Source organism: Streptomyces manipurensis, assembly GCF_049570255.1.
GTDB classification, from domain to species: domain Bacteria; phylum Actinomycetota; class Actinomycetes; order Streptomycetales; family Streptomycetaceae; genus Streptomyces; species Streptomyces manipurensis.
Genome location: NZ_CP186950.1, coordinates 5296463 through 5321976, shown reverse-complemented (window position 1 = coordinate 5321976; position 25514 = coordinate 5296463). Strand labels below are relative to the sequence as shown.

Genomic DNA, 25514 nt, shown 5'->3' with positions numbered 1-25514 from the left:
AAGGGACGGCCGGAGCCCCCGCACAGTAGGCTCCGGCCGTCGGCTCTGTGGCCGTACGGGATCAGATGTCGAGGCCGGTCAGGACCAGGACGCGCTCGTACGTGTAGTCGTCCATCGCGTAGCGGACGCCCTCGCGGCCGACACCCGACTGCTTGACGCCGCCGTACGGCATCTGGTCGGCGCGGTAGGACGGCGCGTCGCCGATGATCACGCCGCCGACCTCCAGCTCGCGGTGGGCGCGGAAGGCGGTCTGGACGTCGTGGGTGAAGACGCCGGCCTGCAGGCCGAACTTGGAGTCGTTCACCGCGGCGAAGGCCTCGTCGGTGTTCTCGACCCGCAGGAGGGTCAGGACCGGGCCGAAGACCTCCTCGGTGGCGAGCTTGACGCCGGCGGGGACGTTCGCGAGCACGGTCGGCTCGTACGAGGCGCCCTCGCGCTTGCCGCCGGTGAGCAGCTTGGCGCCGGCGGAGACGGCCTCGTCGACCCAGGACTCCACGCGCTGGGCGGCGGCCTCGGAGACGAGCGGGCCGACGTCGGTGGCGTCGTCGTTCGGGTCGCCGGTGACCTGCGCCTGGACCTTCGCGACGACCTTCTCCACGAGCCGGTCGTAGACGGAGGCGTCGGCGATCACGCGCTGCACGGAGATGCAGGACTGGCCGGCCTGGTAGTTCGAGAAGGTCGCGATACGGGTCGCGGCCCAGTCGAGGTCGGCCTCGGAGGACCAGTCGTCCAGGACGACGGCCGCGGCGTTGCCGCCGAGTTCCAGGGTGCAGTGCTTGTGGGGCACCGACTGCTGGATGGCGTAGCCGACGGTGTCGGAGCCGGTGAAGGAGATGACGGGGAGGCGCTCGTCCTTGACCAGGGCGGGCATCTTGTCGTTCGCCACCGGGAGGACCGACCAGGAGCCGGCCGGGAGGTCGGTCTCGGCGAGGAGCTCACCCAGGATCAGGCCGGAGAGCGGCGTGGCCGGGGCCGGCTTGAGGATGATCGGCGCGCCGACGGCGATGGCCGGGGCCACCTTGTGGGCGCACAGGTTCAGCGGGAAGTTGAACGGCGCGATGCCGAGGACCGGGCCCTTGACGAAGCGGCGGGTCAGCGCGAGACGGCCGACGCCGCCGGCGTCGGTGTCGAGGCGCTGGGCCTCTCCGCCGTTGAAGCGGCGGGCCTCTTCGGCGGCGAAGCGGAACACGGACACCGCACGGCCGACCTCACCGCGGGCCCACTTGACGGGCTTGCCGTTCTCGGCGGAGATCAGCTGGGCGATCTCCTCGGTGCGCTCGACGAGCCGCTTGGACACGTGGTCCAGGGCGGCGGCCCGTACGTGGGCAGGGGTCGCGGAGAACTCCGCCGTCACGGCGTACGCCGCGGCCACGGCCTCTTCGACCTGCGCGTCGGTGGGGACGCTGACCGTGGCGACCTGGCGGCCGTCCCACGGGGAGTGGACGTCGAAGCTGTCCTCGCCGGTGGCCTGGCGGCCGGCGAGCCAGAAGGCGTGGGTGGAAGTCATGCGAATCCCGGCCCTTCGGGTGTGTGCGGTGGGTCCTGACCCCTCCACCGTAGGACTCCGGGGCCGTTTCGGCGTTTGTCCCTGGTGGAGCGGCGGGTCGCCCCGCTTCGCCGGTTTGTCACTGTCAGGGCCGGGCCGGCGCGGTCCGTCAGGCGGGAGTGGAGGTGGCCTTCAGCGCGAGCCACAGCTCCATGCGGACGTCGGGGTCCTCCAGGGAGCGGCCGAGGATCTCCTCGACCCGCTTCATCCGGTAGCGCAGCGTGTGCCGGTGCACGCCCAGGTCCGCGGCGGCGGCGTCCCACTGGCCGTGGCGGGAGAGCCACGCCTGCAGCGAGGCGACCAGGTCGCCGCGTCCGGTCGCGTCGTGCTCGCGCAGCGCGCGCAGCGTGCCGTCGGCGAAGGCCCGTACGGCGTCGTCGGCGAGCAGCGGCAGGACGGAACCGGCCGCCATGTCCTCGTGCTCCACCAGTGGCCGCCCCCGGCGGCGGGCCACGGCGAGCGCCTGGTCCGCCTGCTTGAGGGCGGTGGCCACGGCGCCCGGCCCGGCCGGCGCGGACAGCCCGATCACCAGTTCGTCGGGCTCGGGCCCGGCGGCGTCGCGGCCGCGGCGGGCCTCCAGCGCCTCGGCGTGGTCGGCGCAGGCCTGCACGGCCGCTCCGCCGTCGCAGGCCAGGACCACCAGGCGCCCCGGCTCGGGGACGAGCAGCAGAGCCTCCCCGGAGCGGGCGGCCGCCGACTCGACCGTGTCCGCCAGCAGCGCGAGCCCCTCCGGCTGGGCCGTGCCGGCCAGCGCGGGCTCGGCGACGATCAGCCGGAACGGCGCGTCCAGCAGGGATCCGTAGAGGTCGCCGGCCACGGACCGGGCGTGTTCCGCCTCGCCCGCCAGCAGCATCCGCAGCACCGCAGCGCCCAGCCGGGACTCGGCCTCGTGCAGCGACCGCGACCGTTCGGTGGTGAGGGTGAGCAGGGCGACCGCGGAGTGGACGGCGTAACGCTCGGCCGTGCCCAGCGGGGCCCCGGTGCCCACGGCGAGCGCCCCGCGCGCCCGGCGGCCGGTGCCCAGCGACTGCAGTTCCACGCGGTCCTCGGAACCCCCGACGACCGCGCTCGCGGGCGCGGGCCGCTCGCGCAGCCGCTCCACGTCGGCGGTCAGCCGGGCGGCGCGGCGGGCGGCCCATTCGGGCGCCGCGGCGACCACGGCGCCCGAGGCGTCGTACAGCGCGGCCCATCCGTGGACGTGGGCCGCGAGCCTCGCCAACAGCTCGGCGGGGCCGTCGGCGGAGAGCGCGGCGCGGGTCAGTTCGCGCTGCGCCTCGAAGCCGGCGGTCACCGCCCGGTACTGGTCCGCGGCGAGCGCCGCCGAGACGGCCTTGCTGATCGCGAGGAACGGGGTCCGGCGGGGCACCTCCAGCAGCGGCATGTCCTCGGCCCGGGCGGCCTCGACCAGCGCCTCGGGGACGGCCTCGTAGTTCACACCGATCGCGAAGCCGATGCCGACCACTCCGGCGGCGGCGAGGCGCCGTACGTAGGCCCGCATCTCCTCCGGGTCGTCCGCGTCCAGCTTCATCGCGGTGATCAGGAGGAGCTCCCCGCCCTCCATGTAGGGGACGGGGTCGGCGAGCTCGCTGACGTGGGCCCAGCGCACGGGGGTGTCCAGGCGCCCTTCCCCCGCCCGGACGCCGAGCTTGAGCGCCGAGTGCTGGACGAGGGAGGCGAGGGTCAGCGGCATCGGTTACCAGGGGCCTTAGCGGAGGGTGGCGGGAGGGGAGGGCGGGAGGGCTGGATCGCGGGAGCCGTCGGTGCTTCGACGCGTCGAGGCACCGAGGCTTTTCGCCGTGGCGTACGAACGGCTCCCCTCGATTCTGCCACCCAGTACGGGTCGGAGCGCGGGTCAGGCCGATCCGGCCAGCCGGACCAGCAGCGGGGCCGCCCGCTCCCCGCGCACGGAGGTGAGCGAGAGCACGGCGTGCCCGGGCGGTACGGCGTGCGCGAGGTCCGAGGCGGACCAGCGCTCGCGCTCCACCTGGCGGACGGTCACCGCGTCGGTGGTGACCGCCTTGCCCGTGACGAGCTTGCGGAAGGCGTGGATCGCACGGGTCAGCGGCTGGTCGGCGAAGACCGTGCGGTGGGTGACGTCACGGGTCTCCACCCACTCGGTGCCCCAGGCCTCGGCGAAGCGCTTGCCGTCCCAGGTGGTGACCCCGGAGAAGGCCATCCGGCAGCCGACCGCACCGAGCAACGGCGTGCGCAGCTCCTCCGGTACGTCGTCCAGCGTGCGCAGCGTGAGCAGGACGCCCGCGTGCGCGGAGCGCAGCCGCTGGACGCCCCGGACGGTCTGCGAGGTCAGCGTGTGCGAGGCGTCGTCGAGGGCCAGGAACGCGAACAGCGAGCGGTCGGCCCGGGCGGCCGCGGCGGCGTTGAACTGGGCGAGCAGCAGCCGGGCCAGCATCCGGGAGGCGTCGGCGTGGCCGCGTTCGGGCAGGTCGACGCGGACGCGGATCGGGTGTTCCAGGGCGCGCAGGGAGAAGGGGCGGCCCTGGCCGGTGGTGTCGAAGAACCCGGCGAAGGCGGGCCGGTCCAGCAGCGCCACCCGGTCGGCGAGGGCGGCTCCGGGGTCGCCGTGGGCGCCGTGCTGCCGGGTCCGGGCGTCCAGCTCGCGCAGCATGGCGGGCTGCCCGTCGAGCTCCCGGCGCAGGGCGTCGAGGGCCGCGGGGAGTCCGTCGAGCAGCTCGCGCAGTTCGGGGACGGCCGGGAAGCGTCCGTGGGCCGCCCGGAACGGCCCGAGGAGCTGGGCGAGGGCGGTGGCGGCGCGGCGCACGTCGGCGCCCGGGACGTCCCCGACGAAGGCCTCGGCGAGCAGGGTGGCCGCCTCGTCGGGGTCGGTGGCCCCGCCGTAGAGGTCCAGGTCGTAGACGGAGGCCGGGTCGCCGATGCGGACCACGACGTCGTAGGCGGTGTCGGGCCCGAGCTGGGCCCCGGCCGCGCCGACGGCGACGACGGCGGCCTGGCCGGCCAGCGCCTGGAGCGCGAGGGACTCCACGACGGGCCGTACGAGCTGCCGGGTCTTGCCGGTGCCGGAGGGGCCGACGGCGAGCAGGGAGGTGCCGAGCACGTCGGGGTCGAGCGCGAGGGAGGTGCCGCGGCGGGCGTAGGGGTTGCGGACGCCGTCCTCGACGGTGCCGAGCAGCACCTGCCGGGCCAGCAGGTCGTGCCGGGCGGCCCGGACGGGCAGGTCGCGCGCGCCGGAGGGGTGCACGCAGGCGCCGGCGCCCTTGTCCCGGACGGAGTCGGCGAAGGCGCGCATCCGCGAGGGGTCGACGCGCACGGAGTCCCAGGCCCGCCGGATCCGCGTGTAGTCGACGTCGTTCATCCGCCCGCCCCCGGCCTCCCCCTCCAACCGATCGGCCACCTCCCCCAGCCCAACCCCCCGCAACTCGGGCCACCGAGCGGGGTCGTCGGCCGCCGGGTGCTGTGCTGCTGGTGCGGCAGCCGCTGCGGCGGCTGTCGTCGGCGGTGCGGAGCGACCGCGGGGGGCCCGCCACCACCCCGCAAGCCGGAGGAAGAGGTAGACGACGGGTCCGTACAGCACCACGTACAACAGGGCGGCGGAGAGCCTGGCCAAGGGCCCCATCTCGGTGTAGGGGAGGTGGCTGAACGCCAGGGCGTCTGCAGGCAGGGTTTTCGTCGCGATGGACATCGCGACGAACATCGCCACGGCGGCCGCACCTGCGACGCGGGCGCCCGGCCCGCGCGCCACGACGAGCCTTTCGAAGGCCAAACCCCATGATCCCAGTCGACTGAACCAGAAGACCAGCGCGCCGGTCAGCACCAGTTCGTAGGCCTGCAGTGCTGCTACGCCCCGGTGGTCGGCGGCTCGACCGCCGAACTCCCACCAGTCCCGGGGGGTGAAGAGCTTCAACGGGACATCGGCGTAGGGGATGTAGTTGTTGGCCAGCAGGGACCAGAGCAGTACGCACGCCAGGAACGAGATGACCACACCGATCAACAGCGATCGGTCGGTCGCGGTATCGGTCTCCTCCCCCTTCCGGGGTTCGTACTCGAACCGCCAGACGCCCGGCTCGGCCTGTGGCCTCGGGGCACTGACCCAGTCGGCGAGCGTGGGGCCCATGGCCGGTGCATGGACCGGCTTCGGCGGCGCCGGGGGAATGTGCGGCAGGCTGGGAGGAGGGGTGGTCGGTCTGGGGACCTGGCCTCGTTGCGTCGCGTGGCCGTCGTACATGCCCTCGGTGTCCATGAAAACCCTGCCCCCTGACCGTGCCGTGCTCTGCGGCGCTCAATCTAGTGCCCGGTACCGGGTCCGGGGCGCGTACGCCGGCACTCTCCAGAAGACACACGTCCGCTCCCTCCTATGGCCGTCGCGGACAAGGACACGCGGAGATCACTACCGAACGGAGCATGCAGGACCCCCGCTCCCGGGCCTAGCCTGCGGACAAAGACACAAGTGCGTCCGAAAACACCCCCCAGGAGCCCTCTATGACCGCTGTCCCGCAGGAGCGCAAGATCGTCACCGCGATCCCCGGCCCCAAGTCGCAGGAGCTGCAGGCCCGTCGCCTGGAGACGGTGGCCGGTGGCGTGGGCTCCGTACTGCCCGTCTTCACCGCCCGCGCCGGCGGCGGCATCATCGAGGACGTCGACGGCAACCGCCTGATCGACTTCGGCTCCGGCATCGCCGTGACCTCCGTCGGCGCCTCCGCCGAGGCCGTCGTGCGCCGGGCGTCCGCGCAGCTCGCCGACTTCACCCACACCTGCTTCATGGTCACCCCGTACGAGGGCTACGTCGAGGTCTGCGAGGCCCTCGCCGAGCTGACCCCGGGTGACCACGCCAAGAAGTCGGCCCTGTTCAACTCGGGCGCCGAGGCCGTCGAGAACGCCGTCAAGATCGCCCGTTCGTACACCAAGCGCCAGGCCGTCGTCGTCTTCGACCACGGCTACCACGGCCGCACGAACCTCACCATGGCGCTGACCGCGAAGAACATGCCGTACAAGCACGGCTTCGGTCCGTTCGCCCCCGAGGTCTACCGCGTCCCGGTCGCCTACGGCTACCGCTGGCCCACCGGTGCCGAGAACTGCGGCCCCGAGGCCGCCGCCCAGGCGATCGACCAGATCAGCAAGCAGATCGGCGCCGAGAACGTCGCCGCGATCATCATCGAGCCGGTCCTCGGCGAGGGCGGCTTCATCGAGCCGGCCAAGGGCTTCCTGCCCGAGATCGTGAAGTTCGCCAACGAGAACGGCATCGTCTTCGTCGCCGACGAGATCCAGTCCGGCTTCTGCCGCACCGGCCAGTGGTTCGCGTGCGAGGACGAGGGCATCGTCCCCGACCTGATCACCACCGCCAAGGGCATCGCGGGCGGTCTGCCGCTCGCCGCCGTGACCGGCCGCGCCGAGATCATGGACTCCGCCCACGCGGGCGGCCTGGGCGGCACCTACGGCGGCAACCCGGTGGCGTGCGCCGGTGCGCTCGGCTCCATCGAGACCATGAAGGAGCTCGACCTCAACGCCAAGGCGAAGAAGATCGAGTCCATCATGAAGGCCCGCCTGACGGCCATGCAGGAGAAGTACGAGATCATCGGCGACATCCGCGGCCGCGGCGCCATGATCGCGATCGAGCTGGTGAAAGACCCGGTCTCCAAGACCCCGTTCCCGGAGGCGGCCGGCGCGCTCGCCAAGGCCTGCCACGCCGAGGGCCTGCTCGTCCTCACCTGCGGCACCTACGGCAACGTGCTCCGCTTCCTCCCGCCGATCGTCATCGGCGAGCACCTGCTGAACGAGGGCCTGGACCTCATCGAGGCGGCCTTCGCCGCCATCGGCACGGACGTCGTCTGAGCCGACCGGTCCGAGCCGACCGGGCCTCGCCCGGTACGCGACCGGTCCACGCCCGGTCCGACCACCTGCTCGAACGGGTGGAACGTCCGAGCGCACGATCCGCCTCCTACCGACGGTAACGGGCGGACGCTGTGAAGAAGCTGTGGGGGGCCGATGGCGGGAGCGCGTTCCTGCTGTCGGTCCCCCTCCCCCTGCCGTACGGTTTCTTCAGATGAGTGAAAAAGCTCGTTCCCGGGCCACCGGGAGCGATACCGGTACCGGGCTTCCCCAGCGCCGTACTGGTCGTGCGTTCGCGCACACTCCTCACCGATCGGACGGCCGTCCGCCCCAAACCCCCCGGGGCGTGCGGCGACCCGGTCCGGCCGGCCGTCTCGGAACCATCCCCCCTGTTCCGGGACGGCCGGCCACCCCTCGCGGCCCACTGGCCGCCGCTCGCCGGCCCCTTGCCGTCTCCGCGCTCTGCGCCCTCCTCCTCGCCCTGGCCACCTGGCAGGTGCTGCTCCCCGGCCCGCTGCTGTCCGCGGACGCCCGGCTCAGCCGCGCCCTGGTCCGCACGGTCCCCGACGCCGTCACCGAACGCCTCTCGGACCTCGGGAACGTCCCGGTCGCCCTTCCCGTGCTGCTGCTGGCCGCCGCGTACGCCGCACTGCGCGGCAACCGCCTCGGGGCGGCCGCCGCGGTGGCGGCGATGGCGGCCGTCCCGGCCCTCGTGGTGCCGCTGAAGGTGTGGACGGCCCGCCCCGGTCCGCTGGAGCCGTGGGCCGCCGGCTATTTCCCCTCGGGCCACACCGCGACCGCGTTCGTCGCGTACACGGGCGCGGCCCTGCTCCTGCGGCCGTACGCCGGCCGGCGGTGGCCGGTGGCCGCCGCCCTCGTCCTCACGGGGACGACGGCCGCCGGACTGGTACTGCGCGGGTACCACTGGCCGCTGGACGTGCTGGCCAGCCTGCTGCTGTGCACACCGCTGCTGCTGGTGGTCAGCCGGTGCTGCCGTAGTACGCGTCGAAGTTCCGGCTGAACTCCCAGCCACCGAACCGGTCCCAGTTGATCGACCAGGTCATCAGGCCGCGCAGGCCGGGCCAGGCGCCGTGGGGGCGGTAGCTCCCGCAGCCCGTGTTCTTCGTCAGGCAGTCCAGCGCCCGGGTCACCTCGGCGGGCGAGGTGTGCCCGTTGCCCGCGTTGGTGGTGGCCGGGAGGCCGATCGCCACCTGGTCGGGGCGCAGGGCGGGGAAGACCCGGGCGCTGTTGCCCGCGACCGGGAAGCCGGTGAGGAGCATGTCGTTCATGGCGATGTGGAAGTCGGCGCCGCCCATCGAGTGGTACTGCCCGTCGAGGCCCATGATCGGGCCGGAGTTGTAGTCCTGGACGTGGAGCAGGGTGAGGTCGTCGCGCAGGGCGTGGATGACGGGGAGGTAGGCGCCGGCGCGCGGGTCCTGGCCGCCCCAGGGGCCGGAGCCGTAGAACTGGTGGCCGAGCTGGACGAAGAAGGTCTCCGGGGCCATGGTCAGTACGAATCCGGCGCCGTACCGGGCCTTGAGGATCTTGATCGCGGAGATCAGGTTGACGATGACCGGGGTGGTGGGGGCCCGGAAGTCGGTGTCGCCGGTGGCCAGGGACAGGGAGTGGCCCTCGAAGTCGATGTCGAGTCCGTCGAGGCCGTACTCGTCGATGATCCGGCTCACGGAGGTGACGAAGGCGTCGCGGGCGGCGACGGTGGAGAGCTGGACCTGTCCGTTCTGGCCGCCGATCGAGATCAGCACCTTCTTGCCGGCCGCCTGCTTGGCCTTGATGGCGGCCTTGAACTCGGCCGGGGTCTCGACGTTCGGGCATTCGGCGACGGGGCAGAGCCGGAAGCGGATGTCGCCGGAGGTGACCGAGGTCGGTTCGCCGAAGGCGAGGTTGATGACGTCCCAGGAGGCGGGTACGTCGGCCATGCGCAGGTAGCCGGAGCCGTTGGCGAAGCTGGCGTGGAGGTAGCCGACCAGGGCGTGGGCGGGGATTCCGCCGCCGTCGCCCCCGCCGCCGGTGCCCGTCGTCACGGTGACGGGCGCGCTCCGGGCGGACTCGCCGGCGGCGTTCATGGCGCTGACGCGGAAGGTGTGGGCGGTGGCGGGTGCGAGCCCGGTCACGGTCGCCGCGGGGGTGCCGGACGGCAGGGGTGCGGCCCCGTCGCGGTGGACGAGGTAGGAGGTCGCGCCGGGTACCGCCGACCAGGCCAGGGCCACGGTGCTCGACGAGGTCGCGGTGCCCGTGAGGCCGGTGGGGGCGGCCGGGGGCTGGGGCTGGCCGGGGCCGCCCGGGTCGGGGCCGACGAGGGTGACGTCGTCGGTGAGGTGGGCGGGCTGGCCGTACCAGCCGTGGGTGTAGACGGTCACGGAGGTCGTGGCGGGCCCGGTGCGGAAGCCGGTCGTGAGCTGCTTCCAGGCGCCCGGGCTCTGCGTCCAGGCCGAGACGTCCGTGGTGCCGGTGCCGCTCGCGCCGAGGTAGACGTACGCGCCCTGGACCCAGGCGGTGAGCGTGTAGGCGGAGTCCGGGGCGACGGTGACGGTCTGGGAGCAGCGGGCGTTGTCCTGGCCGGCCGGGGTGCCCCGCAGGGCCGAAGTGCCGCCGTGGACGGGTGAGGCGACGGGTGCTCCGCTGCCGGCGGAGCAGCTCCAGCCGTCGAGTCCGGCTTCGAAGCCGCCGTTGCGGACGAGGTCGGCGTCCGCCGCCGCGGCCGGCGGACCCGCGGCGAGGAAGCCGGCGGCCGCCAGGGCGGCGGCCGTGAGGATGGACCATGCTCTGCGCACAACTGCCTCCGGTGCATGGGGGGATGGAGCCAGGCTGCTGTCGGTGTACGGGCACAGCGGCGCCCAAGATGGTCCAGACCAATGCCCCTGTCAAGGGTTCCGGCACTCCCCCGCCAGCACCCGGGCGGCCGCCTCGTGCATCGCCAGCTCCAGCAGGACCGGGTCGGTGAGGGTGCCGCGCCCGTCCGGGAGCACCGCCCAGCGCACGCCGCCGGTGGCCCGGCCGGGGTACGGCACCACGATCCAGGTGCCGCTGCCGGCGCCCCGGACCCCCGTGCCGATCCAGCGGGAGGCGGTGCCCGGCGGCACGAAGAAGCCCATCCTGGACTCGCCGAAGTCGGCGAGCACCGGTCCGGGGCGCTCCTGCAGCAGTGCGAGCACGTCGAGGGTGGCCTGCCCCAGCTCGCCCGGCAGGATCAGCACGTCCCAGAGCCGGCCGGCGGGCAGCAGGGCGACCCCCAGGGGGCTGCGCTCCCACTCCCACCGGCAGGCGTCCGGGTCCGGCGCCGCCGAGAGCAGCCAGTCCACCGCGATCTTGTCCCCCGGGGTCGTCATCGCCCGGCCTCCGTTCCCTGTAGGTGAGGCGTTCTCACCCGCAGAGAGCGGGACCGGGCGCGGTTATGACGCGGGTTCCGCCACCTCGTGGAGGTGAACCGGGTCACACGGCGGACGGCGCGGGGAGGGCGGCGCGCGCGAAGCGCGGCGCGCGGTTCAGCTGTCGAAGCCGAGGCCGAGCTTGTCCATCGCCTTCAGCCACAGGTTGCGGTGGCCGCCCCGGGCGTCCGCGCGGGCCAGCGACCACTTGGTGAGGGCGATCCCGGTCCAGGCGAAGGGCTCGGGCGGGAACGGCATCGGCTTGGACTTCACCATCTCCAGCCGGGTGCGCTCGGTGGAGAGCCCGTCGAGGAGGTCCAGCATCACGTCGGCACCGAACCGGGTGGCACCCACCCCGAGGCCCGTGTAGCCGGCCGCGTACGCCACCTTCCCGGAGTGCGCGGTGCCGAAGAAGGCGGAGAACCGCGAGCAGGTGTCGATGGCTCCGCCCCAGGCGTGGCTGAACTTCAGCCCCTCCAGCTGGGGGAACGCGGTGAAGAAGTGCTCCGCGAGCTTGAGGTAGGTCTCGGGGCGGTGGTCGTACTCGGAGTCGAGCCTGCCCCGGTAGGGGTAGATGGCGTCGTAGCCGCCCCACAGGATCCGGTGGTCCCGGGTGATCCGGAAGTAGTGGAACTGGTTGGCGCTGTCGCCCAGTCCCTGCCGGTTCTTCCAGCCGACGGCCGCCAGCTGGGCCTCGTCCAGCGGCTCGCTCATCAGCGCGTAGTCGTACACGGGGACGGTGAACGGGCGGATCCGCCGGACCAGCGAGGGGAAGATGTTGGTGCCCAGGGCGACCCGGCGGGCCAGGATCGTGCCGTAGGGGGTCTGCACGGTCATCCCGCGTCCGGCCGGGGCGAGCTTGAGGCCGCGGGTGTTCTCGTAGATCCGCACGCCGAGGTCCAGGCACGCCCGCTTCAGGCCCCAGGCCAGCTTCGCGGGGTTGAGCATGGCGACGCCGTCGCGGTCCCACAGGCCCGCGAGGAAGGTCGGGGAGTCCACCTCGGCGCGCACCGCGTCGCGGTCCAGCCACTCGGAGCCGTCGGCGAGGCCCAGGCGGACCGCCTCCTCGTGCAGCTCGCGCAGCTCCTCGACCTGGTGGGGCTCGGTGGCGACGTCGATCTCGCCGGTGCGCTCGAAGTCGCAGTCGATGCCGTAGCGGGCGACCGCCTCCTCGATGGCGTCGAGGTTGCGGGCGCCCAGCTCCTCCAGCTTGGCCAGCTCGCCGGGCCAGCGGGCGATCCCGTTGCCCAGGCCGTGCGTGAGGGAGGCGGCGCAGAAGCCGCCGTTGCGGCCGGAGGCGGCCCAGCCCGCCTCCTTGCTCTCGATCAGGACGACGTCCCGCCCGGGGTCGCGCTCCTTGGCGAGGAGCGCGGTCCACAGGCCGCTGTAGCCGCCGCCGATGACCAGCAGGTCGCAACGCTCGTCGGAGGTGAGCGCCGGCTCGGCGGCGGGCTTGCCGGGGTCGTCCAGCCAGTACGAGACCGGCTTCGCTTCGGAAAGTGATGCAGCAACACTACGCATGGCGACTGGGGCCATGGCTTCCAACTCCCTACGGAACTGATTACTTCGGTTGTGCCTTCTTGCGGCGGTTGCCGACCGTCTGGCCGGCGAGGACCACCAGCACCGCGATGACGAACATCGCCGTGCCGATGACGTTGATCTGTACGGGCGTGCCGCGCTGGGCCGATCCCCACACGAACATGGGGAAGGTGACGGTGTTGCCCGAGTTGAAGTTGGTGATGATGAAGTCGTCGAACGAGAGCGCGAAGGACAGCAGGGCGCCCGCCGCGATGCCCGGTGCCGCGATGGGCAGGGTCACCCGCAGGAAGGTCTGCACCGGTCCCGCGTAGAGGTCCCGTGCGGCCTCCTCCAGCCGCGGGTCCATGGACAGGACACGGGCCTTGACGGCGGCGACGACGAAGCTGAGGCAGAACATGATGTGGGCGATCAGGATGGTCCAGAAGCCCAGCTGGATGCCCATGTTGAGGAAGAGCGCGAGCAGCGAGGCCGCCATCACGATCTCCGGCATGGCCATCGGCAGGAAGATCAGCGAGTTGACCGCGCCGCGCGCCCGGAACCGGTAGCGCACCAGGGCGAAGGCGATGGCCGTGCCGAGGGCGGTCGCGACGAGGGTGGACCACAGGGCGATCTGCAGCGAGAGCCCGAGGGAGCCGCACATGTCGGCGACGCCGCAGGGGTCCTTCCACGCGTCGAGCGAGAACTCCTGCCAGGCGTAGTTGAAGCGCCCGGAGGGGTTGTTGAAGGAGAAGACGGTGACGACGACGTTCGGCAGGATCATGTACGCGAGCGTGCCGAGGCCGGCGATCACGACCAGGTTGCGCCGCAGCCAGGCGAGGGGTGTGCGCATCAGACCAGGTCCTCCGTCCCCGCTCGGCGGATGTAGATGGTGACCATGATCAGCACGATCGCCATGAGAATGAACGACAGCGCGGCCGCCGTCGGGTAGTCGAGGATCCTCAGGTACTGCGACTGGATGACGTTGCCGATCATCCGGGTGTCCGTGGAGCCGAGCAGCTCGGCGTTGACGTAGTCGCCGCTGGCCGGGATGAAGGTGAGCAGCGTCCCGGAGACCACGCCCGGCATCGAGAGCGGGAAGGTCACCTTCCGGAAGACCGTGGCGGGGCGCGCGTACAGGTCCCCGGCCGCCTCGTGCAGGCGGGTGTCGATGCGCTCCAGGGAGGAGTACAGCGGCAGGATCATGAAGGGCAGGAAGTTGTAGGTCAGGCCGCAGACGACCGCGAGCGGCGTGGCCAGCACCCGGTCCCCCTCGGTCATGCCGAGCCAGCTGGTGACGTCGAGGAAGCCGATCGCGTTGAGGCCGGCGACCACCGGCCCGCCGTCGGCCAGGATCGTCTTCCAGGCCAGCGTGCGGATCAGGAAGCTGGTGAAGAAGGGGGCGATGACCAGGACCAGCAGCAGGTTGCGCCAGCGGCCCGCCTTGAAGGCGATCAGGTAGGCCAGCGGGTACCCGAGCAGCAGGCACAGCGCGGTGGCGGTGCCGGCGTAGAGCAGGGAGCGAAGGAACTGCGGCAGGTACTCGGTGAAGGCGTCCCAGTACGTCCGGAAGTGCCAGGTGACCTCGAAGCCCTCTTCGAGGGAGCCGGTCTGCACCGAGGTGGAGGCCTGGTAGACCATCGGCAGGACGAAGAAGACCAGCAGCCACAGGATCCCGGGGAGCAGCAGCCAGTACGGGACCAGGCGCTTGCGGGTCGACGGCTTGTGGACCGGGGGTTCGGTGGGTGCGGGCGCCTGGGGCGGCGCGGCCGTGGTGGTCACGCGCTCTCCTCGACCGTCTCGATGCCCGCGTCGCCCGTCGTCCCTGCAAGCACGGACTGCCCGGCGTCAAGGCCGAAGGTGTGCTCCGGGTTCCAATGGAGGACCACTTCGGCGCCCGGGACCAGCCGGCTGTCGCGCTCGATGTTCTGGACGTAGACCTCCAGCTCGGGGCAGACCGGGCTGTCGACGACGAACTGCGTGGAGACCCCGATGAAGGAGGAGGCGGCTATCCGGCCGGTGATCCTGTTGCGGCCCGTCGCGATGGTGTTCTCCTCGTCGGCCGGGACCAGGGACACCTTCTCCGGACGGATGCCGACCAGCAGCTTCCCGCCGGTGCGGGGCGTGGTCGAACATCGGGCGGCGGGCAGCCGCAGCGCGGTCCCGGACGCGGAGACGACCACGTCGGAGCCGACGGACTCCACGGACGCCTCGATGAGGTTCGAGGTGCCGAGGAAGTTCGCGACGAAGGTGGTCCGCGGGTTCTCGTAGAGGTCGGCGGGGGCGCCGAGCTGTTCGACCCGCCCGCCGTTCATCACGGCGACCGTGTCGGCCATCGTCATGGCCTCCTCCTGGTCGTGCGTGACGTGCACGAAGGTGATGCCCACCTCGGTCTGGATGCGCTTGAGCTCCAGCTGCATCTGGCGCCGCAGCTTGAGGTCGAGGGCGCCGAGGGGCTCGTCGAGGAGGAGCACCCGGGGGTGGTTGATCAGGGCGCGGGCCACGGCCACGCGCTGCTGCTGGCCGCCGGAGAGCTGGTGCGGCTTGCGCTGGGCGAACTGGCCGAGCTGGACCAGCTCCAGCATCTCGTCGACCTGCTTCCTGACCGACTTGATGCCGCGGCGGCGCAGGCCGAAGGCTATGTTCTCGTAGATGCTCAGGTGCGGGAACAGCGCGTAGCTCTGGAAGACCGTGTTGACCGGGCGCTTGTAGGGCGGCAGGTGGGTGACCTCGCGGTCGCCGAGGTGGACCGTGCCGGTGGAGGGTTCCTCCAGCCCCGCGATCATGCGCAGGGTGGTGGTCTTCCCGCAGCCGGAGGCGCCGAGGAGGGCGAAGAAGGAGCCCTGGGGGACGGTCAGGTCCAGCGGGTGCACGGCGGTGAAGGTGCCGTAGTGCTTGCTGATCCCGGAGAGGCGGACGTCGCCGCCGTCGGTCGTGTCAGTCATGGAGGGGTCCCGGGGGTCTGTGGGGCGGAGCGGTCAAGGGGAGGGGGCCTGCGCGGCCGCGGCCCGCGGGTGCGGGGGCCGCGGCCGCCGCCGGCGGCTAGGCGCCGATGAGCTTGGCGAACTTCTCCTCGTACGCCGTCTCCTCCTCGCTCGTGAGCGAGCGGAAGGCGTGGGACTTGGCGGTCATCGCCTTGTCCGGGACGATCAGGGTGTTCTCCGCGAGCTCGGCGTCGATCTTCGCGAGCTCGTCCTTGACGCCCTCGACCGGGCAGACGTAGCTGATGTAGGCGGCCAGCTGCGCGGCGACCGGAAGCTCGTAGTAGTAGTCGATGAGCTTCTCCGCGTTGGCCTTGTGCCGTGCCTTGGCGGGGACCAGCAGGTTGTCGCTGGAGGTGATGTAGCCGGCGGCGGGGATGGCGAACTTGATGTCCGAGTTTCCGGCCTGGAGCTGGATGACGTCGCCCGCCCACGCCAGGCAGGCCGCGAGGTCGCCCTTGTCGAGGTCCGAGGTGTAGTCGTTGCCCGTGAAGCGGCGGATCTGGTTCTTGTCCACGCCCTTCTGGAGGCGGCCGACCGCCTCGTCGAAGTCGGCGTTCGTGAAGGCGGCCGGGTCCTTGCCCTGGTCGAGCAGGGTCATGCCGACGCTGTCGCGCATCTCCGTCAGGAAGCCGACCCGGCCCTTGAGGGACGGGTCGTCGAGCATCTGGGTGACGGAGTCGACCTTCTTGCCGCCGGTCGCCTTCTCGTTGTAGGCGATGACGGTGGATATGCCGGTCCAGGGGTAGCTGTAGGCCCGTCCCGGGTCCCAGTCGGGGCTGCGGAACTGCGGGGAGAGGTTGGCGTAGGCGTGGGGCAGGTGGGCCGGGTCGAGCTTCTGCGCCCAGCCCAGCCGGATGATGCGGGCGGCCAACCAGTCGGTGACGACGATCAGGTCGCGGCCGGTGTCCTGGCCGGCCGCGAGCTGGGGTTTGATCTTGCCGAAGAACTCGACGTTGTCGTTGATGTCCTCGGTGTACTTGACGTCGATCCCGGTCCGCTTGGTGAACTCCGCCAGCGTGGGGCGGGACTTCTCGTCCTCGCTGGTGTCCATGTACTCGGTCCAGTTGGAGAAGTTGAGCTCCTTCTCCCGGTCCGAGCGGTCGTCGGAGGCCGCGGCCTCGCCCCCCTCGCGCTTGGCGGGCGGGATCCCGCAGCCGGAGAGGGCGGACAGCCCTCCGAGGGTGAGCGCACCGACTCCGGAGGCGCGCAGCAGCGACCGGCGGGTGAGGGCACCCCGCCCGCTGGTCAGGCTGCGCCGCATCGCGGCGAGTTGCGCCGCCGAGAGGCGGTCGGGCTCGAACTGCTCCATGCTGTGGCCTTTCGGAGGTGTGCCGCCGGTCGGGCGGTGGGTTTCTATCGGTCCCCGAAGATCGTGCGGTGCCAGTCCTTCGCGGCGACCGCAGTGTTGTCGTACATCACGTGCTTGACCTGCGTGTACTCCTCGAAGGAGTAGGCGGACATGTCCTTGCCGAAGCCGCTCGCCTTGTACCCGCCGTGGGGCATCTCGCTGATGATCGGGATGTGGTCGTTGACCCAGACGCAGCCCGCCTGGATCTCCCGGGTGGCGCGGCCCGCCCGGTAGAGGTCGCGGGTCCAGGCGGAGGCGGCGAGCCCGTACGGGGTGTCGTTGGCGAGCGCGATGCCCTCGTCGTCCGCGTCGAAGGGCAGGACGACGAGGACGGGGCCGAAGATCTCCGACTGGACCACCTCGCTGTCCTGGGCGGCCCCGGTGATCAGGGTGGGCCGGTAGTACGCGCCGGCGGCGAGGTCCCCGCCCGGGATCTCCCCGCCGGTGACGACGGTGGCGTAGCCGCGGGCGCGCTCGACGAAGCCGGCGACCCGGTCGCGCTGGGCGTGCGAGACCAGCGGTCCGAGGTCGGTGCCGGGCGCGAAGGGGTCCCCGAGGCGGACGGTCTCCATCAGCTCGGCCACCCGGGCGACGAAGGCGTCGTGCAGGGGCCGCTGCACGTAGGCGCGGGTGGCGGCGGTGCAGTCCTGGCCGGTGTTGATCAGGGAGGCGGCGACGGCGCCGTGCGCGGCGGCCTCCAGGTCCGCGTCGTCGAAGACGACGAAGGGGGCCTTGCCGCCGAGCTCCAGGTGCAGCCGCTTGACGGTGGCGGTGGCGATCTCCGCGACGCGCCTGCCGACGGCGGTGGAGCCGGTGAAGGAGGTCATCACCACGTCGGGGTGGCCGACGAGGTGTTCCCCGGCCTCGCGGCCGGCTCCGGTGACGATGTTGATCACGCCGTCGGGCAGTCCCGCCTCCTTGGCGGCCTGCGCGAACATCAGGGAGGTGAGCGGGGTGAGCTCGGCGGGCTTCAGGACGATGGTGTTGCCCGCCGCGATCGCCGGGAGGATCTTCCAGGCGGCCATCTGGAGCGGGTAGTTCCAGGGGGCGATGGAGCCGACGACCCCGATGGCCTCGCGGCGTACGTACGAGGTGTGGTCGCCGGAGTACTCGCCGGCCGCCTGCCCCTGGAGGTGCCGGGCGGCGCCCGCGAAGAAGGCGGTGTTGTCGATGGTGCCCGGGACGTCGAACTCGGTCGACAGCTTGATCGGCTTGCCGCACTGGAGGGACTCGGCGTACGCGAAGTCCCCGGCCTGCTCGGCCAGTACGGCGGCCAGCCGGTGCAGGGCGTCCGAACGCTCGCCGGGGGTGGCGCCGGACCAGCCCGGGAAGGCGCGCCGGGCGGCGGCGACGGCCTCGTCGACGTCCGCGGTGCCCGCCAGCTCGTAGGTGAGGACCTCGTCCCCGGTCGCCGGGTCGACCACGGTGTGTGACCGTCCGGAGGTGCCGGGCCTGAGCTGCCCGTCGATGTACTGCGCGCCGTCTGCGAAGCGGTCCTTGACCTGGAAGCGGTTGCCCATCACGCTCTCACGCTCTCCGTAGCTACAGTTCGAGCTACAGCTCGAATTGAGTGCCGATCCTGGCAGAGGCGGTGCCCTCGGCCAAGTGATTCCGTTGTTGCCTTTTGATTACGCGACGGAATCGGTCGACCATGTGTCGAGGCACACCGAAAATCCCGTACGAAGTGTCCGTGGCGGGTGCCAGACTCGCGTGCATGGAGATGATCGACGACCTGATCAAGCAGGTCAGCCGTGGTGAACGGGTGAAGTACCTGCCGTTCTGGGGGCACCGGCCGCGGCCGGACGGGACGCTCGGTCCGAGCTGCCTGAGCCAGTGGTGGCCGTCCTCCTTCACTGTCGGTGAGGTCCGGTACGCCACGGCGGAGCACTGGATGATGGCCGGCAAGGCCCGGCTGTTCGGGGACGCCGAAGCGGAACGGGCCGCGGTGGCGGCGAACAGCCCCGCCGAGGCGAAGAAGATCGGCCGGCTCGTGCGCGGCTTCGACGACGCGACGTGGGAGCGGGAGCGCTTCGCCCTGGTCGTCGAGGGCAGCGTGCACAAGTTCGGCTCCGACCCGGCGCTGCGCGCCTACCTGCTGGGTACCGGGGAGCGCGTGCTGGTGGAGGCGAGCCCCCTGGACCGCATCTGGGGCATCGGGCTGGCCGCCGACGACGAGCGCGCCCTGGACCCGGCCCGCTGGCGCGGCCTGAACCTGCTGGGCTTCGCCCTGATGGAGGCCCGCGCGCGGCTGCGCGCGTAATTGGCTGGCGGAGCCGGAAGGGCGCCGCCTACCGTGTTCCTCGTCCAGGTGCGAAGGCGAGACCTACTTCGACTCATCATCGGGCGGCCGCGGGTTCGAGTCCCGTCACCGGCTTCGGGCCGGTGTAGCTCAGCTGGTAGAGCACCTTGTGGTTTCGCCGACCTTGTTCTCTGGACGCCTTGTGTCACGCACCTCCCGGTGCGCAGGCTGCGGCTCCTTCTTTTGCAGAGAAAACACCGGCCGCCGCCACCTTGATCTCGGGAGGCCCGCGTGGGGGATGCCCGGTGCGCAGGCTGCGGTTACTTCTTCCCAACCCGGAGGTCGTGGGTTCGAATCCCACCCGGCCCGTCACCCGCGAGGGAACGGGCCGGTGGAGCAGTGAGCAAGCTCGCCGGGCACGAGTCCGCCGCCGACTCCCGATCTCGGGCACCCCCGCGCCACGCCTCCCCCGCTTCCAACGAATTCGGGGGGATTCCCATGGCCCGCTTCAACCTGCGCGCACGCGTCAAGCCGGCGCCCGCCGCGCCCACTTCGCCCGTGCGCTCCGCCGGACGCTCCCGCACCGCCGAGGGCGGCCCGGGCCACCTGCGCGACCCCCGCTCCGAGCTGTTCCTGCTCGCCGTCGCCAACTTCGTCACCCAGCACACCGCCTACGAGAGCGGGCAGGCCCGCGACGACCGCTTCGCGGCGCTCGTGCGCACCCTCGCGGTCGAGGACCCCGCGTGGACCGCCGGCCTGCTGGCCTGGCTCCGCAACGACGCGCACATGCGCACCGCCTCGCTCGTCGGCGCCGCCGCGTACGTGAAGGCCCGCCTCGACGCGGGCGCCACCGACGGGCCGTCCAACCGCGGCGTCGTGGACTCCGTGCTGCGCCGTGCGGACGAGCCCGGCGAGCTGCTCGCCCACTGGACCTCCGCGTACGGGCGCAACGTGCCCAAGCCCGTCAAGCGCGGCATCGGCGACGCCGTGCGCCGCCTGTACTCGGGCACCTCGCTGCTGAAGTACGACACCGACTCCCGGGCGTACCGCTTCGGCGACGTCCTCAACCTCGTGCACGCCTCGCCCGACCCGGCCAAGCCCTGGCAGGGCGAGCTGTTCCGGCACGCCCTCGACCGCCGCCACAACCCGCAGGGCGCGCAGCTCCCGGCCGGCAACCGCACCCTCGCCGCGCACCGGGCGCTGATGGAGCTGCCGGTCTCCGAGCGGCGCGGTGTGGTCCTCGCCGCGGACGGCGCGGAGCGGCTCGCCGAGGCGGGCATGACCTGGGAGGCGCTGGCCGGTTGGCTGCAGGGGCCGCTGGACGCGGCCGCGTGGGAGGCCGTGATCCCGTCCATGGGCGCGATGGCGCTGCTGCGCAACCTGCGCAACTTCGACCGGGCAGGGGTCTCGGACGAGGTGGCGGCCGAGGTCGCCGCGCGGATCTGCGACCCGGAGAACGTGGCCCGCTCGCGACAGTTCCCCTTCCGCTACCTGGCCGCGTACCGGCACGCGCCCTCGCTGCGCTGGGCGTACCCGCTGGAGCGTGCGCTCGGCCACTCGCTGGTCAACGTACCGGCGCTGCCCGGCCGTACGCTCGTCCTCGTCGACCGGTCCGGGTCGATGTGGGCGCCCTTGTCGGACCGCTCGGAGCTCAACCGGGCCGACGCGGCGGCCGTGTTCGGGACGGCCCTCGCGCTGCGGGCCGAGCACGCCGATCTGGTGCAGTTCGGCAGTACGAGCGAGGCGGTGCCGTACACGCGCGGCGAGTCCGTGCTGAAGGTGCTGGAACGTTTCGGCGATCTCGGCGGGACCTGCACGGCCGAGGCCGTGCGCAAGCACTACCGGGGCCACGACAGGGTGCTGATCGTCACCGACGAGCAGGCCGGCGCGTTCGGCCACCACGGCGATCCGACGGAGCAGGTGCCCGCCGCGATCCCCGTCTACACCTGGAACCTGGCCGGCTACCGGGTGGGGCACGGGCCCTCCGGCGGCGCGAACCGGCACACCTTCGGCGGGCTCACCGACGCGGCCTTCCGGATGGTCTCCCTGATCGAGGCGGGCCGCGACGCGCACTGGCCCTGGACGGAGTGAGGGCGGGCGGACCCGGGCCCCGGCCCGGGTCCGCCGCGACCGGCGGCCCGTGCCGGGCGGCCGGTCAGACCTTCTCGCGGACCCGGGAGTTGTCGTAGGGGCTGTCGGACGGGGAGTCGCCGATCGGGCCCTGGTCCATCAGCCCCGCGAACAGGGCCACCGTCATCAGGGCGCCCAGTGCGATGCCGATCCCGCCGAGGATGATGCCCGCGAGGGCCATCCCGCCGTTGTCCGCCTCGCCGCGCCTGGCCTTGCCCCTGCCGACGGCGCCGAAGACGACCGCGGCGATGCCGAGCGCGATGCCGATGAAGCCGATGACGCAGCCGATGACCGAGAGGATGCCGAGCACCAGGGCGGTCACGCCGAGGCCGTTGGCGGGCGGGCGGCCGTACGGCGGGTACGCGCCCGGGGCCGGGTATCCCGGATGGCCCGGGTAGCCGGGGTGGGTCGCGTAGCCGGGGTGGGTCGGGTGGCCGGGGTGGGTGGCGTAGCCCGGGTAGCCCGCGTCGCCCGGATACCCGGGGGGTGCCGTGTGGCCCGCGCCGCCGGGATAGCCGTAGCCGGGCGGGGTCGGATAGCCGTACGCCGCCGGGCCCGGTACGGATGGCGGCCCCGGGACGGACTGCGGCGGCTGCTCCCCCGGCAGCCCGGGGAGCGTCGGCCCGTCGTGCACAGACGGTGGCGGCGGGCCGGCCGCGCCGGGGACTCCGTGAGCACCGGGCGCGCCCTGCTGTTTGCCCAGGTCCACCGCGGGCCGCTCGGGCGGCGCCCACGGGTCTCGCGGCGCGGAACTGCTGTCACTCATGCGGAGCCCCTCTCGTACAGCCATGCTAAGCGCTGCCGCCGACGGTCACGGGGGTGCCTACGATGAAGGCCACCTGCCCGCACCCGCGTCCTCCCGGAGGCACCCCCATGACCGACCTGCACCCCTTCATCGCGGGGCTGCCCAAGGCCGAACTGCACGTCCACCACGTCGGCTCGGCCTCCCCGCGCATCGTGTCCGAGCTCGCCGCCCGCCACCCGGACTCGAAGGTCCCCACCGACCCCGAGGCGCTCGCCGACTACTTCACCTTCACCGACTTCGCGCACTTCATCGAGGTCTACCTGTCGGTCGTCGACCTCGTCCGGACCCCCGAGGACGTACGGCTGCTGACCTTCGAGGTCGCCCGTGACATGGCCCGGCAGAACATCCGCTACGCCGAGCTGACCATCACCCCGTACTCCTCCACCCGCCGGGGCATCGACGAGAAGGCCTTCATGGAGGCCATCGAGGACGCCCGCAAGGCCGCCGAGAAGGAACTGGGCGTCATCCTGCGCTGGTGCTTCGACATCCCCGGCGAGGCCGGCCTCGAAGCCGCCGCGGAGACCGCGCGGCTCGCCGTCGACCTGCGCCCGGAGGGCCTGGTCTCGTTCGGCCTCGGCGGCCCCGAGATCGGTGTCCCCCGGCCGCAGTTCAAGCCGTACTTCGACGCGGCCCGGGCCGCCGGCCTGCACAGCGTGCCGCACGCCGGTGAGACCACCGGTCCGGAGACCGTCTGGGACGCCATCCGCGACCTGGGCGCCGAGCGCATCGGGCACGGCACCAGCTCCGTCAAGGACCCCGAGCTGCTCGCGTACCTGGCCGAGCACCGGATCGCGCTGGAGGTCTGCCCGACCTCCAACATCGCCACCCGCGCGGTGACCGACCTCGACAGCCACCCCGTCAAGGAGATGGTCGCGGCCGGCGTGCTCGTCACCATCAACAGCGACGACCCGCCGATGTTCGGTTCCGACCTCAACAACGAGTACGCGGTGGCCGCCCGGCTCCTCGACCTCGACGAGCGCGGTCTCGCGCAGCTCGCCAAGAACGCCGTCGAGGCCTCCTTCCTGGACCCGGCGGGCAAGGCGAAGCTCAACGCGGAGATCGACACGTACACGAGCGAATGGCTCGCACGCTGAAGTCCCCCTGAGAATGGGGCCATGCGCACCCTGACTGCCGTCGGACACCGCGGCGATCCCTACCGGTTCCCCGAGAACACCCTGCCCTCGGTCCGCTCCGCGTTCGCGCGCGGGGCGGACGCGGTCGAGGTCGACGTCAGAACGACCCGGGACGGGGTGCCGGTCCTCCTCCACGACGAGTCGCTGCAGCGGCTGTGGGGGCACGACGTGCGGCTCGACGAGGTGTCGGCGGCGCAGTTGAAGGAGCTGACGGAGGGTGGGGTGCCCACCCTCCGCGAGGCCCTGACGGAGACCGGGCCGGGCCGGCTGATGCTCGACCTGCCCGGCGCCGACTCCGAGACGGTGCGCACGGTCGTGGACCTGGTCCGCGAATGCGGGGCGCGCGAGCGGACGTACTACTGCGCCGGCCCCGGCAGCATGCTCGCGGTCCGTGCCGCGGACCCGGACGCGGAGATCGCCCTGACCTGGACCACGCTGTCGCCGCCGCGTCGGGTCCTCGTCGACGCGGTGAAGCCGCGCTGGCTGAACTACCGCTTCGGGCTGGTGAGCCGCGAACTGACGGAGGCCCTCCACCGGGACGGCCTGCTGGTGTCGGCCTGGACGGCGGACACCAAGCGGTCGATGAAGGCGCTCCTCGCGGCGGGGGTCGACGCGATCACCACCAACCGGGTGGATGCGCTGACGGCCGTACGGTCCCGCTTCGGCCGGTGATACCCGGGGCGGCGCGGCGGGTCCGGCTGCCGGGGGCGGCCCGGCCGTGGGCCGTGGACCTGGCGCTGACCGTGCTGGTGCAGCTGGCCGTCACCATGCCGTTCGTGCTGCCGCGCGAGCCCGGACTGCCCCCGGTGACGTGGACGGCGTACGCGTTCACGACGCTGGGCGTGCTGCCGCTGGTGTGGCGGCGGCGCCGGCCGGTCCTGGTACTGGTGGTGATCCTGCTGGTCGGCGGCGTGTACCGGGTGGCGGTGGACGGGCCGGGACAGCCGCTGCCGTACGCCGGGCTGATGGCCTTCTACACCGTCGCGCTCCAGTGTCCCGGCCGGGTGCGGGCGTGGGTCGGCGCGGGATCGGTGGCGGCCGTCGCCACCTCCGTGGGGCTGAGCACCAAAACGGCCCGGGAGCTGTCCTTCACCCTGTTCTGCGCGGGCGCCGCCTACGCGCTGGGCCGGCTGCAGTACACCCGGCAGGCTTACACGGCCGCCGTGGAGGACCGGGCGGCGCAGCTGGAGCGGACCCACCGGATCGAGGCGGAGCAGGCGGCGGCCCGGGAGCGGGCCCGTATCGCACGCGAGATGCACGACGTCCTCTCGCACGCCGTCAGCATCATGATCGTGCAGGCGGAGGCCGGGCCGGTGGCGGTACGGCGGGCGCCGGAACGGGCCGAGGCGGCCTTCGAGGCGATATCGGAGACGGGCCGGGAGGCGATGGCGCAGCTGCGCACGATGCTGGGGGTGCTCCGCGAGACGGACGGCCCCGAGCCGCGCGAGCCCCAGCCCGGGGTGGCGGCGCTGCCGGCGCTGCTGGAACGGGTGCGGCGGGGCGGGCCGGAGGTCGTGTACGAGGAGAGCGGCGGGGCCGCGGGCCTGTCGGCGGCGGTGGACACGGCCGTGTACCGGATCGTGCAGGAGGCACTCACGAACGTGCTGAAGCACGCGCGGGCCCGGCGGGTGAGCGTACGGCTGCACCACGGGGACGGGGAGCTGTCCGTGACGGTGACCGACGACGGGCGGGGGCCCGGGGGCGGCCGCGGCGATGACGGCGGGGCGGCCGGCGGCGGGCACGGGCTGATCGGGATCGGGGAACGGGCGGCGGCACACGGCGGGACCGCGTGGTGCGGGCCGCGCCGGGACGGGCCCGGCTTCGAGGTGCGGGCGGTCCTTGTAACCTCGCGCCCGGAGGTGGGGAGTTGACGATCCGTGTGGTGGTGGCCGACGACCAGGAGCTGGTGCGCAGCGGCTTCGCGATGATCCTGGACGCCCAGGAGGACGTCGAGGTGGTGGCGGAGGCGGGGGACGGAGCGGCCGCGGTGGCCGCGGTGGAACGGTTCGCCCCCGATGTCGCCCTGCTGGACGTCAGGATGCCCGTGCTGGACGGGATCGCCGCGTGCCGGGCGATCTCGGCGCGCGGCGCGTGCCGGACGGTGATGCTCACGACCTTCGACTCCGACGAGTACGTGTACGAGTCCCTGCACGCGGGGGCGAGCGGGTTCCTGCTGAAGGACGTGCGGCGGGACGACCTGGTGCACGCGGTGCGGGTGGTGGCCGCGGGCGAGTCGCTGCTGGCGCCGTCCGTGGCGCGGCGGCTGATCGAGGAGTACACGGCGCGGACGGTGGCCCCCTCCCTCGCGCTCGCGTCCGGCCGGCTGGAGGTGCTGACCGCCCGGGAGCGGGAGACGCTGGTGCACCTGGGCCGCGGGCTGTCGAACGCCGAGATCGCCGCGGCGCTGGTGGTCAGCGAGCACACCGTGAAGTCCCATGTGGGCAACGTGCTGGCGAAGCTGGGGCTGCGGGACCGGATCCAGGCGGTGATCTGCGCGTACGAGACCGGCCTGATCGCGGCGGGCAGCGCGGGTACTCCCTCCGGGGAGTGAGGCGGCGGCGTGTCGTCTCCCCCGCGCAGGTGAGTCGTACGACCGGTGAAGACCCCTCTCGCTGGTGATCCGCGG

The 25514-nt window shown here is 72.7% G+C and carries 20 protein-coding genes; 8 read left to right on the top strand and 12 right to left on the bottom strand.

What is annotated here, in order from left to right:
• Positions 1–61: 61 nt before the first annotated feature.
• From ACPU2J_RS24720 to ACPU2J_RS24710, 3 genes are all read right to left on the bottom strand, one after another.
• Entirely contained in the window at positions 62–1507 is a 1446-nt protein-coding gene (locus tag ACPU2J_RS24720) for an aldehyde dehydrogenase family protein (protein ID WP_361597643.1), read from the bottom strand.
• A 148-nt stretch (positions 1508–1655) separates the two neighbouring features.
• On the bottom strand, positions 1656–3236 hold the full coding sequence (locus ACPU2J_RS24715; RefSeq protein ID WP_361597640.1) for a PucR family transcriptional regulator: 1581 nt from the start codon (positions 3234–3236) through the stop codon (positions 1656–1658).
• 162 nt (positions 3237–3398) lie between these two features.
• Positions 3399–5762 (bottom strand): ATP/GTP-binding protein, encoded by a 2364-nt coding sequence (locus tag ACPU2J_RS24710; RefSeq protein ID WP_423833996.1) that lies wholly within the window; start codon positions 5760–5762, stop codon positions 3399–3401.
• Between the two features lie 239 nt (positions 5763–6001).
• Between ACPU2J_RS24710 and gabT the strand changes: the two genes are divergently transcribed.
• On the top strand, positions 6002–7351 hold the full coding sequence (gabT, locus tag ACPU2J_RS24705; protein WP_361597634.1) for a 4-aminobutyrate--2-oxoglutarate transaminase: 1350 nt from the start codon (positions 6002–6004) through the stop codon (positions 7349–7351).
• Positions 7352–7562: 211 nt separating this feature from the next.
• On the top strand, positions 7563–8369 hold the full coding sequence (locus ACPU2J_RS24700; RefSeq protein ID WP_423833995.1) for a phosphatase PAP2 family protein: 807 nt from the start codon (positions 7563–7565) through the stop codon (positions 8367–8369).
• On the opposite strand, the gene ACPU2J_RS24695 is transcribed toward ACPU2J_RS24700, so the two are convergent.
• The 8 genes from ACPU2J_RS24695 to ACPU2J_RS24660 all read right to left on the bottom strand — a co-directional run bounded on the left by ACPU2J_RS24695 (position 8329) and on the right by ACPU2J_RS24660 (position 18101).
• Positions 8329–10122 carry a chitinase gene (locus ACPU2J_RS24695; RefSeq protein WP_423835005.1) on the bottom strand — a complete coding sequence of 598 codons (1794 nt, stop codon included), beginning with the start codon at positions 10120–10122 and terminating at the stop codon, positions 8329–8331. The two genes, ACPU2J_RS24700 and ACPU2J_RS24695, sit on opposite strands and share 41 nt — an antisense overlap.
• Positions 10123–10230: 108 nt before the next feature.
• A complete protein-coding gene (locus ACPU2J_RS24690; RefSeq protein WP_361597625.1) occupies positions 10231–10695 on the bottom strand; it encodes a hypothetical protein in 465 nt (154 codons plus the stop codon).
• Positions 10696–10851: 156 nt separating this feature from the next.
• Positions 10852–12270 (bottom strand): NAD(P)/FAD-dependent oxidoreductase, encoded by a 1419-nt coding sequence (locus tag ACPU2J_RS24685; protein ID WP_361597622.1) that lies wholly within the window; start codon positions 12268–12270, stop codon positions 10852–10854.
• Between the two features lie 25 nt (positions 12271–12295).
• A complete protein-coding gene (locus tag ACPU2J_RS24680; RefSeq protein WP_361597619.1) occupies positions 12296–13102 on the bottom strand; it encodes an ABC transporter permease in 807 nt (268 codons plus the stop codon).
• Positions 13102–14031: an ABC transporter permease gene (locus tag ACPU2J_RS24675; protein ID WP_420079449.1), complete on the bottom strand. Its 930-nt coding sequence runs from the start codon at positions 14029–14031 to the stop codon at positions 13102–13104. The genes ACPU2J_RS24680 and ACPU2J_RS24675 overlap by 1 nt, the downstream gene beginning before the upstream one ends.
• Positions 14028–15194, bottom strand: a complete 1167-nt coding sequence (locus tag ACPU2J_RS24670) for an ABC transporter ATP-binding protein (RefSeq protein ID WP_423833994.1) — start codon at positions 15192–15194, stop codon at positions 14028–14030. Before ACPU2J_RS24670 ends, ACPU2J_RS24675 begins: the two co-directional genes overlap by 4 nt.
• Before the next feature lie 97 nt (positions 15195–15291).
• A complete protein-coding gene (locus ACPU2J_RS24665; RefSeq protein WP_423833993.1) occupies positions 15292–16542 on the bottom strand; it encodes a polyamine ABC transporter substrate-binding protein in 1251 nt (416 codons plus the stop codon).
• A gap of 44 nt (positions 16543–16586) precedes the next feature.
• On the bottom strand, positions 16587–18101 hold the full coding sequence (locus tag ACPU2J_RS24660; protein ID WP_401164981.1) for a gamma-aminobutyraldehyde dehydrogenase: 1515 nt from the start codon (positions 18099–18101) through the stop codon (positions 16587–16589).
• A gap of 194 nt (positions 18102–18295) precedes the next feature.
• On the opposite strand from ACPU2J_RS24660, the gene ACPU2J_RS24655 reads away from it, so the two are divergent.
• A complete protein-coding gene (locus ACPU2J_RS24655) occupies positions 18296–18841 on the top strand; it encodes an NADAR family protein (RefSeq protein WP_420079451.1) in 546 nt (181 codons plus the stop codon).
• A gap of 477 nt (positions 18842–19318) precedes the next feature.
• Positions 19319–20911, top strand: a complete 1593-nt coding sequence (locus tag ACPU2J_RS24650; RefSeq protein WP_423833992.1) for a TROVE domain-containing protein — start codon at positions 19319–19321, stop codon at positions 20909–20911.
• Between the two features lie 64 nt (positions 20912–20975).
• On the opposite strand, the gene ACPU2J_RS24645 is transcribed toward ACPU2J_RS24650, so the two are convergent.
• On the bottom strand, positions 20976–21716 hold the full coding sequence (locus tag ACPU2J_RS24645; RefSeq protein WP_423833991.1) for a DUF4190 domain-containing protein: 741 nt from the start codon (positions 21714–21716) through the stop codon (positions 20976–20978).
• A 62-nt stretch (positions 21717–21778) separates the two neighbouring features.
• Between ACPU2J_RS24645 and ACPU2J_RS24640 the strand changes: the two genes are divergently transcribed.
• From ACPU2J_RS24640 to ACPU2J_RS24625, 4 genes are read left to right on the top strand one after another with little or no spacing between them, the layout of a single operon-like run.
• Positions 21779–22849: an adenosine deaminase gene (locus ACPU2J_RS24640; protein WP_389069548.1), complete on the top strand. Its 1071-nt coding sequence runs from the start codon at positions 21779–21781 to the stop codon at positions 22847–22849.
• Between the two features lie 21 nt (positions 22850–22870).
• The gene (locus ACPU2J_RS24635; protein ID WP_389068739.1) at positions 22871–23560 is read left to right on the top strand and encodes a glycerophosphodiester phosphodiesterase; all 690 of its coding nucleotides are present in this window, start codon (positions 22871–22873) and stop codon (positions 23558–23560) included.
• On the top strand, positions 23557–24759 hold the full coding sequence (locus tag ACPU2J_RS24630; RefSeq protein ID WP_420079454.1) for a histidine kinase: 1203 nt from the start codon (positions 23557–23559) through the stop codon (positions 24757–24759). Before ACPU2J_RS24635 ends, ACPU2J_RS24630 begins: the two co-directional genes overlap by 4 nt.
• Complete coding sequence (locus ACPU2J_RS24625; RefSeq protein ID WP_423833990.1) at positions 24756–25439, top strand: response regulator; 684 nt, start codon at positions 24756–24758, stop codon at positions 25437–25439. The genes ACPU2J_RS24630 and ACPU2J_RS24625 overlap by 4 nt, the downstream gene beginning before the upstream one ends.
• Positions 25440–25514 lie beyond the last annotated feature (75 nt).

Excerpts from the sequence above, each read along its gene's own strand:
- ACPU2J_RS24720 (WP_361597643.1), bottom strand. The coding sequence starts at position 1,507 with ATGACTTCCACCCACGCCTTCTGGCTCGCCGGCCGCCAGGCCACCGGC.
- ACPU2J_RS24715 (WP_361597640.1), bottom strand. The coding sequence starts at position 3,236 with ATGCCGCTGACCCTCGCCTCCCTCGTCCAGCACTCGGCGCTCAAGCTC.
- ACPU2J_RS24710 (WP_423833996.1), bottom strand. The coding sequence starts at position 5,762 with ATGGACACCGAGGGCATGTACGACGGCCACGCGACGCAACGAGGCCAG.
- gabT (WP_361597634.1), top strand. The coding sequence starts at position 6,002 with ATGACCGCTGTCCCGCAGGAGCGCAAGATCGTCACCGCGATCCCCGGC.
- ACPU2J_RS24700 (WP_423833995.1), top strand. The coding sequence starts at position 7,563 with ATGAGTGAAAAAGCTCGTTCCCGGGCCACCGGGAGCGATACCGGTACC.
- ACPU2J_RS24690 (WP_361597625.1), bottom strand. The coding sequence starts at position 10,695 with ATGACGACCCCGGGGGACAAGATCGCGGTGGACTGGCTGCTCTCGGCG.
- ACPU2J_RS24685 (WP_361597622.1), bottom strand. The coding sequence starts at position 12,270 with ATGGCCCCAGTCGCCATGCGTAGTGTTGCTGCATCACTTTCCGAAGCG.
- ACPU2J_RS24680 (WP_361597619.1), bottom strand. The coding sequence starts at position 13,102 with ATGCGCACACCCCTCGCCTGGCTGCGGCGCAACCTGGTCGTGATCGCC.
- ACPU2J_RS24670 (WP_423833994.1), bottom strand. The coding sequence starts at position 15,194 with ATGACTGACACGACCGACGGCGGCGACGTCCGCCTCTCCGGGATCAGC.
- ACPU2J_RS24665 (WP_423833993.1), bottom strand. The coding sequence starts at position 16,542 with ATGGAGCAGTTCGAGCCCGACCGCCTCTCGGCGGCGCAACTCGCCGCG.
- ACPU2J_RS24660 (WP_401164981.1), bottom strand. The coding sequence starts at position 18,101 with ATGGGCAACCGCTTCCAGGTCAAGGACCGCTTCGCAGACGGCGCGCAG.
- ACPU2J_RS24655 (WP_420079451.1), top strand. The coding sequence starts at position 18,296 with ATGGAGATGATCGACGACCTGATCAAGCAGGTCAGCCGTGGTGAACGG.
- ACPU2J_RS24650 (WP_423833992.1), top strand. The coding sequence starts at position 19,319 with ATGGCCCGCTTCAACCTGCGCGCACGCGTCAAGCCGGCGCCCGCCGCG.
- ACPU2J_RS24645 (WP_423833991.1), bottom strand. The coding sequence starts at position 21,716 with ATGAGTGACAGCAGTTCCGCGCCGCGAGACCCGTGGGCGCCGCCCGAG.
- ACPU2J_RS24640 (WP_389069548.1), top strand. The coding sequence starts at position 21,779 with ATGAAGGCCACCTGCCCGCACCCGCGTCCTCCCGGAGGCACCCCCATG.
- ACPU2J_RS24635 (WP_389068739.1), top strand. The coding sequence starts at position 22,871 with ATGCGCACCCTGACTGCCGTCGGACACCGCGGCGATCCCTACCGGTTC.